This is a genomic window from Paenibacillus sp. B46(2026), assembly GCF_056786355.1.
In genome coordinates this window covers 447,333-464,776 of sequence record NZ_CM165907.1, presented here as the reverse complement: position 1 = coordinate 464,776, position 17,444 = coordinate 447,333, and the positions used below count along the sequence as shown (strand labels likewise).

The 17,444-nt window shown below is 46.4% G+C and carries 15 protein-coding genes; 6 read left to right on the top strand and 9 right to left on the bottom strand.

The annotated features are described in order from the left end of the window. Window positions 1-112 precede the first annotated feature (112 nt). Complete coding sequence (locus tag AC1S8V_RS02225; protein WP_482072247.1) at window positions 113-904, top strand: YcnI family copper-binding membrane protein; 792 nt, start codon at window positions 113-115, stop codon at window positions 902-904. Between the two features lie 230 nt (window positions 905-1,134). On the opposite strand, the gene AC1S8V_RS02220 is transcribed toward AC1S8V_RS02225, so the two are convergent. The 8 genes from AC1S8V_RS02220 to AC1S8V_RS02185 all read right to left on the bottom strand — a co-directional run bounded on the left by AC1S8V_RS02220 (window position 1,135) and on the right by AC1S8V_RS02185 (window position 11,746). After that, window positions 1,135-1,407, bottom strand: a complete 273-nt coding sequence (locus tag AC1S8V_RS02220; RefSeq protein ID WP_017691024.1) for a hypothetical protein — start codon at window positions 1,405-1,407, stop codon at window positions 1,135-1,137. A gap of 52 nt (window positions 1,408-1,459) precedes the next feature. Beyond that, window positions 1,460-2,758 carry a Tle-like phospholipase domain-containing protein gene (locus AC1S8V_RS02215; RefSeq protein ID WP_482074367.1) on the bottom strand — a complete coding sequence of 433 codons (1,299 nt, stop codon included), beginning with the start codon at window positions 2,756-2,758 and terminating at the stop codon, window positions 1,460-1,462. Between the two features lie 58 nt (window positions 2,759-2,816). Then, complete coding sequence (locus AC1S8V_RS02210; RefSeq protein ID WP_482072246.1) at window positions 2,817-3,098, bottom strand: hypothetical protein; 282 nt, start codon at window positions 3,096-3,098, stop codon at window positions 2,817-2,819. 426 nt (window positions 3,099-3,524) lie between these two features. After that, a complete protein-coding gene (locus AC1S8V_RS02205) occupies window positions 3,525-5,744 on the bottom strand; it encodes a peptidase domain-containing ABC transporter (protein WP_482072245.1) in 2,220 nt (739 codons plus the stop codon). Then, entirely contained in the window at window positions 5,737-9,087 is a 3,351-nt protein-coding gene (locus tag AC1S8V_RS02200) for a type 2 lanthipeptide synthetase LanM family protein (RefSeq protein WP_482072244.1), read from the bottom strand. The genes AC1S8V_RS02205 and AC1S8V_RS02200 overlap by 8 nt, the downstream gene beginning before the upstream one ends. A 101-nt stretch (window positions 9,088-9,188) precedes the next feature. Next, a complete protein-coding gene (locus AC1S8V_RS02195) occupies window positions 9,189-9,371 on the bottom strand; it encodes a type A2 lanthipeptide (RefSeq protein WP_482072243.1) in 183 nt (60 codons plus the stop codon). Window positions 9,372-9,650: 279 nt separating this feature from the next. Next, window positions 9,651-11,033, bottom strand: a complete 1,383-nt coding sequence (locus AC1S8V_RS02190) for a sensor histidine kinase (protein ID WP_482072242.1) — start codon at window positions 11,031-11,033, stop codon at window positions 9,651-9,653. Beyond that, complete coding sequence (locus AC1S8V_RS02185; RefSeq protein WP_482072241.1) at window positions 11,033-11,746, bottom strand: response regulator transcription factor; 714 nt, start codon at window positions 11,744-11,746, stop codon at window positions 11,033-11,035. Before AC1S8V_RS02185 ends, AC1S8V_RS02190 begins: the two co-directional genes overlap by 1 nt. A gap of 156 nt (window positions 11,747-11,902) precedes the next feature. Between AC1S8V_RS02185 and AC1S8V_RS02180 the strand changes: the two genes are divergently transcribed. Genes AC1S8V_RS02180 through AC1S8V_RS02165 form a run of 4 tightly spaced genes read left to right on the top strand, consistent with a single transcriptional unit; the run spans window position 11,903 to window position 14,696 of the window. Beyond that, entirely contained in the window at window positions 11,903-12,820 is a 918-nt protein-coding gene (locus AC1S8V_RS02180; protein ID WP_482074366.1) for an ABC transporter ATP-binding protein, read from the top strand. Next, entirely contained in the window at window positions 12,820-13,569 is a 750-nt protein-coding gene (locus tag AC1S8V_RS02175) for an ABC transporter permease (RefSeq protein ID WP_133386958.1), read from the top strand. Before AC1S8V_RS02180 ends, AC1S8V_RS02175 begins: the two co-directional genes overlap by 1 nt. 12 nt (window positions 13,570-13,581) lie before the next feature. Further along, window positions 13,582-14,313 (top strand): ABC transporter permease, encoded by a 732-nt coding sequence (locus AC1S8V_RS02170; RefSeq protein ID WP_091038112.1) that lies wholly within the window; start codon window positions 13,582-13,584, stop codon window positions 14,311-14,313. Between the two features lie 29 nt (window positions 14,314-14,342). Continuing rightward, on the top strand, window positions 14,343-14,696 hold the full coding sequence (locus AC1S8V_RS02165; RefSeq protein WP_036616662.1) for a YxeA family protein: 354 nt from the start codon (window positions 14,343-14,345) through the stop codon (window positions 14,694-14,696). Between the two features lie 85 nt (window positions 14,697-14,781). Here AC1S8V_RS02165 and AC1S8V_RS02160 read toward each other — a convergent pair whose 3' ends face one another. Beyond that, on the bottom strand, window positions 14,782-16,038 hold the full coding sequence (locus AC1S8V_RS02160) for a DUF445 domain-containing protein (RefSeq protein ID WP_482072240.1): 1,257 nt from the start codon (window positions 16,036-16,038) through the stop codon (window positions 14,782-14,784). Between the two features lie 454 nt (window positions 16,039-16,492). On the opposite strand from AC1S8V_RS02160, the gene AC1S8V_RS02155 reads away from it, so the two are divergent. Further along, a complete protein-coding gene (locus AC1S8V_RS02155) occupies window positions 16,493-17,320 on the top strand; it encodes an aldo/keto reductase (protein WP_482072239.1) in 828 nt (275 codons plus the stop codon). Window positions 17,321-17,444: the final 124 nt, after the last annotated feature.

Genomic DNA, 17,444 nt, shown 5'->3' with positions numbered 1-17,444 from the left:
CGGTGATCGAAAGAACCATTCGTAACCGAACGGTGCCTTTGCAGAACGTAGACACTCATTTAAGATAATGGGCTGCATCATATATGATAAGAACTGAGAGGGGTTATTTATTTTGAAGAAAACATCCTGGATTTCCAAACTAACATCCACTATTGCAACAGGTACCGCAGCATTCATGTTATTCGCTGGATTCGCCAGCGCTCACGTTACTGTTAGTCCATCCGTTGCACAGACAAGCGCATGGCAGACGTATACGATTAAGATTCCTTCCGAGAAAGAACTGCCTACAACCAAGATCACGATGAAAGTTCCGGAAGGTGTTGCTTTCAAGCAATATCAACCACTGGCAGGCTGGAAAATCACCACAGAGAAGAACGATTCCAATGAAGTAACATCAATTACTTGGGAGATTGACGGCGATAACGAAGGCATTCTGGCAGGACAATTCCAGCAGTTCAACTTCGTTGCACAGAACCCTAAGGCTGAAGCTGAAGTCGCTTGGGATGCCTTCCAGTATTACAGCGATGGCAGTATTGTAGAATGGACAGGCCAGCCAAGTGATAGCAACCCGCACAGTATTACAACGATTAGCGAAGACCCAGCTGCTGCTGGTAATGCCGCGGCAGGTGGAGATCATCATAGCGCCGGTACTGCCAATGAAGGGCATGATAGTGCAGGTACAGAAGGAGCCGCTGGTGATAATGCGGCTACTGACGATACGCAAGCAAACGATGATACTACACTGGGCGGTGCACTCAATGACACCGTTACAGGTGAGCCAAACAACACGGATACAGACCCGGGTACACTGAAGCTTCAACAAGCAACACTGATCGTATCTATTCTGGCCCTGATTTTGTCCTTCTTGGGGATCGCTTTGGCCACACGTCGTAAAAAACGCTAAGAACTAACTTGTCGTTTACGATAACTGGTGAAAAGTTTAGATAATAAAGAAGCCTATGGCATACGGAATCTAATCCGATGTACCATAGGCTGCTTTTTTGGCTATCATTCTTTGTTTGGCTACCCTTGTTCTTTTCACTCCGTGGTTTATCACTCAATCATGCCTCTCCACGTTCATACTCATCTTAACGCTGATTGCCATCCGCAATATGGCAACAGCATGGCTATTTCTTAGCGTTCCTGATCCGTCTGGATCATAATCTCAATGTATTGCAGCAAGCTCTTCTTCTGCTGTTCAATGGATTGAATGCGTCTGGACAGGCCCGCAAAAAACTCCTCAATCTGCTGCCTTGTATGATCTGCCGACTGGCCTTTCCAATCGTTCAGGCGACTGTATAGAGCCCTCGCTTCCTGTTCGTCGGCTTGCAGACGGGCAAGCAGCTGTGTCAGTTCTTTTTCCGCAATCCGAAGATCATTCAATTCCACCAGCAATTGTCCACCCACTCGTGTTCCCCTCCCCTATGTACGTGATATCAACGCTAGCCACCCAGAAATCCTAATTAAAATGAACCGGACTCTCGTCCGCCTGTCGGAAGGCATCCGCCTTCTCATCAATAAAGTTCAGGAACTGGCTGGTATGTTTCATATGCCATGTGCCAAGCTCATGAATGGACGCGTCCAGTTGGGTGACAATTGGCTCCAGCCTGCGACTACGGCTTGTATGCAGGTATTGAGCCATGCGGCTTCGTACCTGATTCAGCTCGGCATTGCACTGTTGTGCATTTTGCTTCCACCGCGAAGCGACACTTTTCAGTTCCTCCGGCGTTACCTGAATCAGACCTGAAGCCGCAGCAGCCGAAGCCATACCTCCACCGCCGCCGGACTTGAAACGTAACGGACCGAAGTTCTTGCTGAACGGTCCCATGTGATCCATAAGGCGCGGTGAATAGCGGATTCTCTCTCCAGTAATCGGATCGTACAGGTCATTGGATATGTAACCATTTTTGAAATCATATTGATCCAGACTGTGATAGTTTTCCCCACCAAATGAGTTCTTGGCTTTATCGATAATACTCACGCCATCATTCGCCGAGTCATAATCGGAGTTGATGTAATAGGTCGATCCCACATGCCGGTCATATCCTCCCAGCGTCCCGCTGGCTACCAGATCACTGGGATTCGCATAGTTCACAACCTGCCCGTCAAATGCACCCGCTTCAGCCCGGCGCCGCATTTCTGGCGTCAAATTACCCATTACAGATGGTGCACTAAACGTCACGGCTGGAATTCCTGTATAAGCAGATGCATATTGTGCATTTCCCCCGCCCAAGGAATGTCCGGTCATCGAGAAATTCAGATCCTTATGCTTGTTCTGCATGTGACTTGCGTAGTCTTCAGCTTGATACATCTGATTGGCCCAGCCTGTAGGGGAAACGGTTTTTTCAATATCTTTTACGCGATCACCCGTCCAGTTCTCCACGTCTCTTACCCTGTCACCGGCCCAATCCTCCACTTTGGATATGCCCGTGAAGTCCTTAACGCCTTCGACCCCTTTGTCCAGCCAATCCGGCGTAAGATTATTGACAAAATTCCCGGCCTCCTGCTGGCCCTTACGAATCAATTCTCCGCCCCCGATACGGCCATCCATGACAAAGTCAGGTACAGAGCGATCCAAGGAGGCACTTCCTTCTGTACCACGATAAGCAATGACAGCTTCCTTGGTCTCGGGATTATAAAATGTTACGGCATCAAAACCGGATAACTTATTGCTTTCCGTCCCCTCCAGAACCTGCCACCCTGGAAGTTCCGTTAATCGATCCCCGGCTTTTTGATCCTGGTAGGCTAGATCAGACATCGTTTTATACGTTTCATCATCAATATTGGACCCGTTACTCAACAACTACACCTCCCTTTTATTTGGCGTATGGATCATGTCCCTTAGCTAACATGGCTTGTTCAATTTCAGGACTGATGACCAGGTTCTTGGTTATCTTCTTTTTGTAGTCATATGAAATCCCGAAACTCTGATCATCATGATCTTTTACATGTCCTTTCAGTCCAATCTGCGACACTGCCATCTCCGGCAGCAACTCTTTGCTTGTAATGACAACATCCAGTTCGAACTTCTGTTTAAAATGTTGAATTACCGTTGCTTCAGCTTCCTGGTATAGAGCTTCCTTCTCGTTTGCATTCATGTTCTGACATCCCCCCAGAAATATAGTAAACACCATCATCAGTGTGAATAAAACCTTTGTCCATGTACGTTTAATAACGCTCCCCCCTCTTGGTCCAAGCGCATGTAACCTCAACGAGGCCTATGCCTTTCTCATGCTAGAACAGGGACATTCACCCTCTGTGATATACACCCTATTCATCTGTTACCCGCATCATAGTACAAAATCAACATGACCCACATCGGCTGACAGAATCGTTTTCATGTAACTTTCTTCCTATATGATTCAAATAGGACACTTTGGTGTACATTACCCGCTTTCCTGAGTGTTGTACCATCTTAACTACTCAGCTTTTCTATATACATAACAAAAGGCTTTCTCTTCAACACGTCTAGTGCAGAAAAGAAAGCCTATTTATTTCCGTTAATATCCTCATGATTGCAAACCTTATCCATACTGCCTGACCCCGGTTTCAGCCGACTGTTCACATACGAGGATATTGTACTTTTCACAACGCCCAATCAATTCGTCATGTGTTCCAGCATCAACGAGTTCACCTTGATCAAGTACATATATAGTGTCCGCACTTCGAATAGTACTTAGCCTGTGAGCAATGATAATCTGAGTACATTTCAACATATTCAGATTATGGGCAATGGTACCCTCTGTAACGGTATCCAGTGAACTGGTTGCTTCATCCAACAGAAGAATTTTAGGTCTGCTCACCAATGCCCGCGCGAGAGCTACCCGCTGCTTCTGCCCTCCGGACAAATTCGAACCCGCCTCGGAGATCAGTGTGTTATACTTCATCGGCATCTTCTCAATATCAGCGTGAATATCCGCCAGCTTCGCTGCGATCATTACATCCTCCATCGTCGACTCTTCTGCATGCAGCCTGATGTTGTCATACACCGTGTTGTTAAAGACAAAGTTATCCTGAAGCACGATACTGATCTGACTGCGAATTTCCTGTTGTTCCAGTTCTTCTGCATTCAATCCATCGAAATAGATATTTCCTTGTGTGGGAGCATACAGCCCTACCAGCAATTTCGCTAAGGTACTCTTTCCTGAACCTGATTTGCCAACGAGAGCTACCCTTTGCCCTGCTTTAATCGAAATATTGATGTTTTTCAGCACATCTTCACCATAGTCTGTATACCTGAAGTTGACCTGATCGATCGTTATGTCCCCATTTAGCTTCACAGGTTTAAGGGCCGGTGTTGATTTCTTCTTGAATTTATTACTTTCTTCAGCTTGAATGACATCATAGATTCGATCAAGCAATGCATCCGCCATCACGAACTCGTTCAGCATCAAGGCAAGCGAGTTCAGTGGCCCCAGAAACAATGCGGCCAGAGACTGGAAGGAAACGAGCATGCCAAGGGTCATATTCCCCTGCATAATCTGATATAATCCCACCAACAGAATGAGCATCGGTGTCATAAAGTTCAGCGTATTGGTCACGGTATTGACTCTCGTCTGAAAAATCGCTTTTTCCTTGACTGTTGCGAGCTGACGCTTGAATAGCGCTCTCCATTTCTCCCCGGTACGCTCTTCAATCCCAAGTGATTTGATGGTCGAGATGCCTTCCAATACCTCCGTCATGAATGATCCAGCCAGACTCTGGGCGACAATCTGGGTTTGTGTCAGCTTCTTGAATCTGCTGCGGGTGTATACAAAAATAAGAATTTGTACCAGTCCTATACTAAGCAGTGTGAAAGCAATCAAACGGGACTGGATCACAATGTACGTGAATGTCACAACAATTAAAAATAGATTAATCAGCGTAGAGATCATCTTCTGTGACAAAATTTCCCGGATGGTCGTGTTACTATTAATCCGAAGCATCAGATCTCCACGGGAGCGAATTTCGAAATATTGATAAGGCAACCTGAGCATATGTGAGACAAAGCTTGTTGTCAGCTGAGAATCCAGTAATTCCTGAAGCCGTACGATGCACATATCCTTCAGATAACTGAAGCCAATCTGGAATACAGTTAGCAGCACAATACTTGTGATCAGGATAGGAAATAACGAGTACCCTTCACCGCTTGTGGCCGCATCGATTGAAACTTGCATCAGGAACGGGAAGGCCACAGAAACCATTTGCAGCCCCAGAGCTAGCAGAACGGTCCAACCAAAATATTTTTTGTTACTTCGAATCAAATCCTTGAAATACGCCACTTTACTAATCTTTTTTTCGGACAAGGGTACAAAACCCTCATCCGGATATACGAGCAAAAAAATCCCTGAATATTTCTCCGTAAACTCATACTTACTGATTACCAGCCTTCCCAGAGCCGGATCAACAATGATGAAGTGACCATTCGCCTTGATTCGCTCAAGCACGACAAAGTGCCTTTCCTCCCAGAAACAAATGACCGGCAGGAAATTATTGTTGAGCGATTCAACAGGAGCTTTTTTGGCTATCCCTTTTAAGTGATAGGTCTGGGCAACCTCTTTCATTTTGAGCATGGAACTGCCATCCCGACCGTTCCCCAGCATCGCAAAACGTTCCTTCAGATCCGTGAAATCCGCTTCGTAGCCGTGATATGCGAGTAACATATGTAAGCAACTGGGGCCACAATCATATTGATTCATTTGCAGTTTGACAGGGACTTTGCGTTGTCTCTTTCCGCGCAGACGGAATACAGGCCGTTCAGGCATAATGCTGCCCCATATGGGGTGACTGTTCCATAGTGTCCATCTGCTGCTGAGCAGATGCCGTTTCCATAGCGTATGTCTGCGCCATATCCCTTATTTCCTTGCCTTTTGGTCCCTCCATCATCAGTACTGAAGGCAGTTTACGGTTATACAATCGCAGCAATTGATAGCCAATTCCGGCAAGTCCAAGCATCAATCCTGGAATTTGCTGACGACCAGGAATCCCACATCTCCAATGATGGTTATCCTTTCTCACCTGTGCCACAATATAGGCTGCCATCTGATACGAGTATTCCTTCAACTCTTCATCCTGCAAATATTCGGCTGCGAGCAGGAACAACTCCAGATTGCCCATATCCCCATGACAGAGCGAATAGCTAACTTCTGTAAACCCTTCTTCCATCGTCTTGGCTAACGCTCTGCGGATATCCTTCTCAACCTTATCCATAGCTCCCAATGAGCTCAAATGCTGCGCTATCCCTATGCGGGCGATTCCAAGACCCGGTGCACCATTACACCAATACATAACATAATGATCTTCTGGCATATTGCCGTCTGTAAAACGCAGATCTTTCCAATTGTTTACTTCAGGACTGTAGAGACCGTCCTCATACTTCAGTCCTTCAATACAGGTTTCAAGATAGGCTTTATTGCCTGTAGCACTGTACAGACGAGCCAGACTCAGACAGATGCCTGCGTTCCCATGTGCAATGCCGCTAAGTGGCGTTTTATTAATCGCTGACGTCACCCAAGCCATACCTTGATCCATCGGCTGCGCAAGCTTCAGCAAACGATCTCCGCATCGCACAGCCACGTCCAGCGCTTTTTGCGATTGAAAGTTTATATACATGTCCACACAAGCCATCAATGTACCTGCACAACCTGAGATCACATCCAATTGCTGATCATTATCAATCATATCGTCCAGGATATCGAGCAATTCCAGCGTATCCGGGTTAATCCCCGGTTCGGAACATACGTCGGCTTTATGAACCAGTAAATAGAGAAGTGATCCATAGCCAGTGAACAATGAGATGTTTTTATCGATTTTTTTGCGAATCATCTCCCAGGCAGTCTGAATACACAGATGAACCATCTGCATATATTTGTGGTCACCTGTCTCCTGACTCAGATACAGATAGAAATAGGCAATGCCCGTTACCCCGTTATATAACCCCAATTCCGAAGATTTGTAGATTAACTTCTCGTCTGCATCCATACCCATACTGATCCATGACACCGAAAGACCTTCATCTCCCATAATGGCAATATCCTTTATGTAATCCCCGATCCTTACGGCTTCATGCAAATATTCTTCTTTCGTCATGGGTATTCGAAGTTCATTCAACTGTGCCGGTTGCACACTTGCGGTACTCTTCTCCATAGCGAATGAACGTTCCAGCACATACTTGGTCTGGAGTGTCCTTTCGGTAAATTCCCACTGCATGTCCATGTCTTTTGGGTTCATTGCCCGCACTTTATTCGCAGTCTGCGTTAAAATATCAGAGGAAAATACGCCGGCAATGGCTTGGTTGTCGTGGTGGTGAAACAACATGTCCTGGCCGATACAGGTCTGGAACATAGGTACGTCTCCGTGCAATAGATCGTAGCATTCATATTTCACGAGCTTTTCACGCATACGATCCTGTCGTACAATCATCCACATCATGTCGAACAACAAGCTCTTATCCAGCCCGTTTCTGAGATATTTGGGATGGGAGCTGGCTTCAATCAGCGTAAAGTATGTAACAGTCGGACGAACAATCGTTCGCACAGCACAACCATCAAAGTAATTGCAAACGATGGAGATGAATGACTCCTTTTGCTCCAGGATGGCGCTGTATACACGATAGAAACCCTTCTTCAAACTTTGGATATATCGTTCAGGTTTGATGGGGGTCTGTTCATATGAAGGCAAATGACTGAACCGGCTCACACTTACTTTGCTTCTTTGTATTCTCATGGTATCTGTATTCTTATCGTGAATCTCATACGTGTTGAGTACCTGATCTACATCCCCCGCAAGCCCGCTCAGATCACTGTGATACAAGGCATTAGAGTCCAGTGTGGGCAGCATGCTCGTTTTTAACACGGAGTCATTCAATATCGAGAGGGTCTTCTCCAGCGCCGTATAGTACTCCTTCTCCTCCACATATTTAAAGGGCTGATTGTGCAGCAGTGATTCCAGATCGACAAAGAATGGATGCTCACCTTGGGCAACGATATTCTCCATATGCATATCCGTTGCGTTAACGGCATACAGAAGAGCGAGATACTGCCCCTGCCGTTCAAAAAAACGTTCGGCTCCCTCCAGACTGGTGACTTCCTCATACGGAATGAACTGTTGCCAGCCATATTCGGAGCGATCCAGCGATTTGGCAATCCGGAAAGGCAATCCAATTTGCTGTTCATTAAACCATTGCAACAGTCTGGCAAAAGCGGTGTCGATAGCCATGTTCCTTGGTTTGTACATGACATTGGCCCCTCCTGCAAACGTCAACCGCAATACACTGGCTCCTCCATTGTGGGAATCCCCGAGAAATATGATATCCTCCAGCTTATCCAGCTCGAAACCAAAAAAGGACTCCAGTTCACGACGATCTTTCGTCAGGCGTTCCAGAACACGCATCATATTCAGGCTGATCCGAAGAGTGTGCTCAACGAGTCCACGGGCAAGAACAGGATACTCCAGCAATAAGGCCAGTATCTGTTCTCTGGACTGGATGTTTTGGCTCACAAAGTGCTGATACCGTTGCCGGGAATCCTCACCTCTCAATTCATCTTGTAATCTCGCTTTGTTTAATTCATAGATTAGTGTCTTGGCAGACATGTGGAAAACTTTATCCGAGACCGTCTTCAGAACAAGCCCTGTAATACGCCGTCTGTCAAGCCAGTCATATCCTTCATTCAGGCCTTCGGTCATGATCTGAATGGATCGTTGCAGAAAGGGTTTGGAAAACTCAAAGAACGGAATTTCATCCGTATCGCCCTCAATAAAATATTCGATCTCCAGATGCTCATTCTCAAGAAATGTTCTGCGGAGTTCCCGATGCCAGAGCATCTCAGCAAAGTCGTACATAAAACCTGTATCGTTAAACATAGCCTGCACTGTATCCATATTCATGGATTCAGCCCGGAAGCGATCGGACAATTGCTCCTGATCCTGAAAAAACTTGTCAAGCCATTGCTGCATTCTTCCTGAATCCGTTTGCTCTACAGGCATGTCCACATTCGGAACGTTGGGAACTTGTGCAGTATATCGCTGCACAAACTGTTTGTATTTCTCTGTTAAGTAGAGTGCATCACTCCAGCGGGAGTCATGTAATCGCTCCTGTATGCTCATCATTTCATTCCCCTTCTATTGGATGGTTTGGTGCTCAAAATCTAACATAAAAAAATCAAGCACATAACTGAAATCAGCTATGTGCTTGAAGATGAGAGTAAAATTTAACAACAAGTAAGCCAGGAAGAAGGTGAAACCGAATTATAATGACATTCATGACTTACCGTACAGAATACACCGCCGCTAGCTTCAGCATCAATTACCGATACAGCCCCTGTAATGACCATAAGCTCGTCATCACTGATGTCCTCGATTGCTCCCAATGCTTCGAGATTGAATTGTTTCATTGAAAAAACCTCCATTCGAATTTTTTTATATGTATAGCTTATAAAAAGCTAAACACCAATGTTGAATTCAACTGCAGAATATTGTAAAATATTTAAATTATGTAATTATTTTCTATGTAATCAGTCTAGCATAATTTGCTAGTTTTTGTAAATCTCTTTTTGGGATTTTACCATCATTTTGACAAAATAAATTGCTTTTACTAGAATCACAACAAAATTGCGTTATTCCGTTGTTAAATGTACAAAATTTTAAACACCTGTTCCAAGACAGGTGTTTTTCTAAGTAGCAGGCAACTTCAATACAGCTCTAAGCCCTTCTCCACTTTCACTCTCCAGAACAAGCTTGCCCCGATGAGCCAGCGCAATCCTTGCTACCATTGGAAGCCCCAAGCCATGTCCCTGACGGGAAGGCCGTACACGCCCTGCCGCATAGGGTAGAACCACCACATCGTCCAGATACTCTTTTGGAATTCCTTTTCCATCATCTGACACCACAAATTCACAACATACATCCTCAGCTGCACGCATCGTTTCCAGCACAATTGCACACCCCTCCGGGTTATGCGTGATACTGTTTTGTACCAGATTCGTTACTGCACGATACAATAATCGTTCATCCCCCATAACATGAAGACTCTCGTCCTGAACATGAAGCGAGATTGGATAACGCTCATCCAGTCCATTATTCAAAAAATCCGACACAACCTGCCTTGCTAGTACCGAGAGTCGAATCGACTTCAACTGTAAAGGCTGCATCTCATACTCCAGCATGGATACCAGGTTTAGATCACTGACCAGTGACCGCAGGCGTTCACCCTGGCGACGAATAATGGAGGCCTGCTGTTTGTGCTCGGCTGGTAAATCCGATTGCTCCTCCAACTCACTCGCGTAACCCAGAATCATGGACAAGGGTGTCCGTATATCATGAGAAATGCCTGCGATCCAGTTGGATCGCGCTTCATCTCTCACTTTTAGAGCATCATCCTTGTCCTGAAGCATGCGGGAGGTTGAATTGATGCTTTGTGACAGATCATTAAATATACCCTTGGTTTCGACGTGAACAGGCTCTTCCTTTGCCAATGCGTGAATGCCATGGATTAACGGTCGAATACTACGGATCACCCGCGTTCCAATGAGTATGGATACTAGTAGAGCAAGAGCCACATTACACACCAACAATAGTATGATCCGAATAGGCAATGACTTGAGCCACTCTGCCAGAAAGTCGAACTGGTATTTTCCGTACGTGTTTTTGGGGTAGCCTACCACCAAGAGTCCGTCTTCACGTTCCCATACGTACACCGGGTATTCCTTAAGATAGTATCGCGAGAACTTCGCAACATCCGTCACGTTATAAGAGCGCGAGATTTCAGTCGGAAGCCGTTCGCTCCACTGTACCTTGCCCTGGGGATCGAGCAGCATCGCCCAAGCCTGATAAGTCTCCAGCAGTTGCATTCCATCGCTGTTTAGCGCATAGTCCCCCTGCTCGCCCTTACTCAGGCCACTGGCCATCTGTTTCACAACCGCACCGGGGGAAGGACCCTCATGAATTTCCTTGAAGATCAGCGAACCTAGCAAAATTAGATTGAACAATAACAGCACCACAGATACCAGAATGGTAGATCCGACAAACTTTCTTAGAATTCGAACAACGCCATCCATCACCTAGACTCCTGAGCCATCAGTTTGTAACCAAGTCCCCGAACGGTTAGCAAAAATACCGGTTTGGATGGGTCTTCCTCAATCTTTTCCCGGATTCGCCGAACATGCACCATCAGTGTATTTTCATAACCATAACTCTCGTCTCCCCATACGGCTTGACACAGGGCATCACTGGTTACAATCCGGCCTTGATTCTCATACAACTTGATCAGTATGGCGTGCTCCTTAGCTGTCAATGGAAGCTCCCTGTCTGTCCCCTGTACAACAGCACTCTCCAGATCAATGGTTTGTTCACCTAAACGGAATACAGGCAATCTCTCCACCGTATTGGAGGCATATACCCGCTTCAGAATAGCCATCAGCCTGAGAATCAACTCTCTTGGCAGAAAGGGCTTGACCATATAATCATCCGCTCCCAGCCCCAGACCGAGCAATCGATCCTCATCTTCACCACGTGCCGACAGAAACAGAACAGGCATGTCCGAGAATGACCGGATCGAAGAGAGCAGAGAGAACCCATCCCCATCTGGAAGCATCACGTCCAGGATTGATGCATCCGGCTTTTCAAGTCTGCATACTGCCAAGGCATTCACGAAGTTATCAGCCGTATAGACCCGAAAAAAACCTTCTTTACGTAAAAAACGTTCAATCATTTCCCGTATCTCAGGTTCATCATCTACGATCAATATTTTCTTATTCTTCAATAATTCCATTGATATCACCCTTTTTATTATACATCATAGAGGCATTCATCCGATATTTTCCATTTCCATTTAAGGTAATTGTAAGGTTATCTTCAGCCACGAGCAAGAAGCCTGATCTATATTTAGAGCAACAGAGATATTAGTGAAATGGAGTTGAGATCAATGATAAATTCTTCCCCCATCGTGGAAACGCATAACCTGTCCAAATCTTATGGCGGTACTAACCGCGTACACCAGGTTAATCTGGCAGTTGAGACGGGACAGATTTTTGGCTTCCTGGGTCCGAACGGAGCAGGCAAAACAACCACATTAAAAATGCTGCTCGGTTTGATCAAACCCACCGAAGGCAATGTAAAGGTGTTCGGCAAAGATCTGAATAAACATCGCCCTTCCATTCTGAATCAGACAGGATCACTGATCGAATCCCCATCTTATTACGGCCACTTGACTGGACTTGAGAATATGAAAGTCATGCAGCGACTGCGGAACGTACCGAACAAAAATATTGATGAAGCTCTCAAAATTGTCAGGCTCGAAAATCAGAAACACAAGCAGGCCGATCAGTATTCCCTAGGGATGAAGCAACGACTCGGTATTGCCATGGCCCTGCTTGCCTTCCCAAGCCTGCTTATTCTGGATGAGCCTACAAACGGACTTGATCCGGCCGGGATCGGTGAGATCCGGGAATTAATCAAGTCCCTTCCGGGTCAATATGGCATAACAGTCCTGTTATCCAGCCACCTGTTGTCAGAGATCGAACAGATTGCTACCTCGGTCGGGATTATCAGTGATGGCAAGCTGCTGTTTCAGGGAACCATGCAGAGCCTTCAAGCCAATAACAAGACCACCATTCGTTTTCAGACAACAGACACGACAAGGGCAGAGAAAATCCTTTTGACTCAAGGCTACATGCCCACAGTTCATGGAAAACAGTTGGTGTTCAACTATCTTCGTGACGAGGAAGTCTCTCGGATGAACAAGGTGCTGGTAGAACACGATATCCCCGTGATCCGGATCGAGGAACACAAGAAAAGTCTGGAAGACATATTCCTGGATCTGACCGGAAAGGAGCGGAGCCTGTAATGAAAGCCCTATCCCTGGAGTATTATAAAATCCGCCGCAAAAGGATCTGGGTCATGCTATCCCTTTTTCTGGCCGCAGAAATGATCTGGGCCTCCATGTCTATGAGCATCTCCATCTCCCGAAGTGCAGCCAATGCGAGTTGGGAAGCCTTGATCTTCAGCATCGCTTCCATGAACGGACTGTTCCTGCCCATTATATCGGCTATCGTTGTATCCCGCATCTGTGACATGGAGCATAAGGGGAACACATGGAAGATGCTGATGACGACCAACATCGGACGTAATCATGTCTACACAGCCAAGTACATATGTGCGAACAGCCTGATCCTGTATGGTATTCTTGCGCAAGCTGTGTTCATTGTCGGTTTCGGTCTATCCAAAAACATTTCCGGCCCGCTACCATTCTCCCTGCTGGTGCAGTTCGTTATAGGCACACTGCTAACTACACTCGCGATAACCGCTCTTCAGCAATGGTTGTCTCTTACGGTACGCAATCAGGCTTTTGCGTTATGTCTGGGTATGCTGGGCGGATTCATTGGTACAACATCGGGGTTGTTTCCTGCAGGTGTACGTCACCTTTTCATATGGTCTTACTACATGGATCTGAATCCAGTCACTTACATTTACAGCGCAACTTCGGGTACCTATGTATCGGGTATGCTGCCTGTCGGTCTTTTCTTAGCCGCCTTGTTGATGGCTGCCATCTTCTATTTTGCAGGGAATATTCATGCTTCAAGACAAGAGATTTGAGGAGGGAAACACATGCTGAGGAGCATTTCCGCCGAATGGCTTAAACTTCGGCATTCCCGGATCAGCCTGGTACTGGCCATTCTGCCTATTATCAGCCTGCTGATCGGATGCTTTAACTTTTATTTCAATCAAGCGGCTTTACAAAACGGGTGGTACAGCCTGTGGACACAGGTCAGTTTATTTTACGGGGAATTCTTTCTACCCATCCTAATCGCTATCTGTTGTGCCTTTGTATGCCGCCTGGAACACAGCAATCGCAACTGGAACATGATTCTGGCTTCTCCGGTTTCGGTCACCAGCCTGTTTGTTGCCAAGTTGGTCATTGTCGGCATATTGATCTTCTCGGCTCAAACCTTCTTCATGCTCATGTACTGGGCAGCAGGCCAACTGTTCGTCATTCCGGGTCCGTTCCCGATGGAAACGGTGGTGTGGAGCCTGCGAGGATGGTTCGCCTCTATTTCCATTGCCGCACTGCAACTGGGGTTATCGATACGGATACGAAGCTTCGCGACGCCAATTGGCATCAGCCTTTGTGCGGTCTTTCTGGGACTGGGCATGTATGTGCTAAAAATCGGCATGTTATTCCCCTATTCCCTGTTAACCATAGGCATGGGTGTACTGAGTCAAAAGGGACTGACATCCTCGGAGAATATCGTCTTTCTTTTCATGAACAGTCTCTTTATCCTTCTGTTTGCTACCTGGTCGATCCGCCGCCTGAAATATAAAGACATCGCATCGTCCTAAATTTACCGAGATCAAAGGAGGACAAGAACATGAAAAAAGCTTTCACTATTCTCGCATTGGTACTCGTTATTCTGACTTGCCTGTGGCTCTTCTTCATGGACCCTGCTAAATTGACTCCCGATAACCCTGCCGGCAAAACAACCTACTATACCACTGTGAATCAGACTACAGTCAACAAGGATGACAATGGCAGATATGCTTATGAACTGATCGGCTATACAGACGAAGGAAAATCCAAAACACTCAGCTTCTCCACCAGTAAGCTACTCAAAAATGGAGCCTATCTGAAACTATATGTATCCACGCTGCGTGGTGTTACACACTGGGAAGAGGTCACAGCGGACGATCTGCCAGGGCAAGCCAAGCAGTTAACCTCTAAATAGAAAAAAGATGCGTATCTATATCTCCATTGATATTTGCATAACAAAAAGAGCCTTGCCCCATTACTTCAAGGGTGGCTCTTTTAGGTTATGCCAATGCCATCTGCAGCGCAGTCAGCGCAATCCCGATAACAAATCCGGTAACGGCTCCGTTGATCCGAATCCATTGCAGATCCTGTCCAACCTTATCCTCAATCATCGAAACCAAAGTGGCATTGTCCATTTTGTCCACATTTTCGCGTACCAGTTTACCGATTTTGGAATGATTTTTCTCCAGCAGTGTTGTGACGCCATTTACGATCTTGGCATTCATGCCTGTCATCAACGCGTCATCTGCCCGCAGATCAACCAATACCCGCTCAATGGCAGGCAGTGCATACGTATCTACATACTGTCCATCTTCCATCGCGGCGAGTGCCTTGTCTCTCAGTTCGGTGAGTTTGTTCAGCACCGTTTCCTCTGCGTTCCAGCCCTCCAGCATATTGTTCTTCCAGCTGTTGATTCCATCTTGCATAGCCTCGCTCATCGCCAGCCGCACTGTCTGGGTACGTACCATATCAAGCACCTTGTACCTTAGAGCACTGCCTTCACGTTTCATATCCTCTACCCGATCGAAGAGATATCCTTGTAAAATGCCACCCAGACGCTCCTCGTTCATATAACCAAGGAATGCATTCATCGCAAACTGCATCAATCCGTTCATCTGAATGCCGCTGATGGCTTTCATGCCGCTTTCACCCAAAAACATGATCGTCTCGGGTTTAACCAGCCACTCCTCGGCTTGCTTTAATCCGTAGTCCAGCGCTTTGGCGTCGTAACCCCGCTCTGTCATCTGGTGAGCAGCCCGTTCCAAAATCGGACCCAGATCAAAGGCGCCCGCTTGTGACTTGATCTCACGTGCTACGAGCGGAGCAATCTGCTCTAACGGCAGACCAGCCAGAATTCGTTTGCAGAGCGTATCAATCATGATCTTGATCCCGTCACTGTGAAGCTCACGTGTCAACGTATCGAGCACCGTCTCTGCTGCTTTGAAATCTGCAATTTTCTCGGTAATGCTGTCTTTGTTGAGCAAGTTATTCTCTACTGCGGAGACCAGACCTTCCGTCATTTTATCGCGATTTTTCGGCAACAATGCTGTGTGTGGGATAGGAATGCCGAGCGGGTGACGGAATAGTGCTGTAACGGCGAACCAGTCCGCAAGTCCACCTACGAGTCCCGCTTCAAATGATCCTACCAGCAACTTGCCCACAGGAACGCCCTGGAACGGCAAGGATGCAGCAAATCCCGCTCCCATGACTACGAGAGACCAGGCAGCTGCTTTTTTGGTTTGTTTAGGTTTAGCCATTGTATTCTTGCTCCTTTATCGTTAATCGCACGGCCCAGAATAGTCCGATTACGCACTTCTTCATTTCTTATGTCAGCATCTTGCATAATTCGATTCTAAGCGCTCACGGGTACAAGATATAGACGAACAGGATCATTTCGATCTATATCTTGCTGATTGGAAGACGCTCATGGGATTTATGCAAAATGCTTATGTAAACTCTCCACTAGCGAAGTCTTAACTTCCATATTTCGTATACTTCATCTTATCACCCACAAGCGTCAAAACCAAACCTCTGATTGGAGAAAAAGGATATTTGGAGCGTTTACTTCGCTATGTGGATCACTTCCTTTTCCAATACAAGGGAGATTTTAGTATAATCAATCAAGACGGCCCTTCTATATCGATTGGCTGCTGGACAGCAGGGTAATTACATAGTGGAACAAAGAATCCATAAGAGGAGGAATTTCGGACCATGAAACACGTGCAGGACACAACCACGCTCTATAACGGAGTCAAAATGCCCTGGCTAGGTTTTGGCGTATTCAAAGTTAAAGACGGAGACGAAGTCGTTCATGCTGTCAAAACGGCCATTCAAGCTGGTTATCGCAGTATTGATACAGCCAAAGCATATAACAACGAAACAGGTGTCGCTCAGGGTATTCGTGAATCTGGAGTAGCCCGTGAGGATCTGTTCATTACCACTAAAGTATGGAATAGTGATCAGGGATATGAATCCACGCTAGCTGCCTTCGAAGCGAGCATGAAGCGACTCGAACTGGAGTATCTGGATCTCTATCTCATCCACTGGCCGGTTAAGGGCAAGTACAAAGATACATGGAGAGCGCTGGAGAAACTCCATAAAGAAGGACGCATCCGTGCGATTGGTGTGAGCAATTTCCAGATTCACCATCTGGAAGACTTGATGATTGATGCCACGATCAAACCTGCAGTCAATCAGGTGGAACTTCATCCACTATTGATTCAATCGGAGCTTCGTGAGTACTGCAACAAACATCAGATTCAGATCGAAGCCTGGTCTCCGCTCGGACAAGGTCATCTGATGGATCATCCGTTGCTGAAGGACATCGCCGCCAAATACAGCAAGTCCCCCGCACAAGTGATTCTGCGCTGGGATCTGCAGAACGGCATCGTGACCATACCCAAATCCGTTACACCTGAGCGTATTTACGCCAACGCCGATCTCTACGATTTTGAGTTAACTTCGGAAGAAGTAGAGCAGATTAACGGCCTGAACGAGAACAAACGCTTTGGTTCCGATCCAGACAACTTTAACTTCTAATATAAGCAGATTAATTCGATTACACCCGCCTTCGATCTTAGAAGAGCGGGTGTTTTGGTATGTGATGTTATAGGCAGTCTATTCGTTGTTAAGAATGAAGGCGAGGCTCGCTATCCTACTCAGG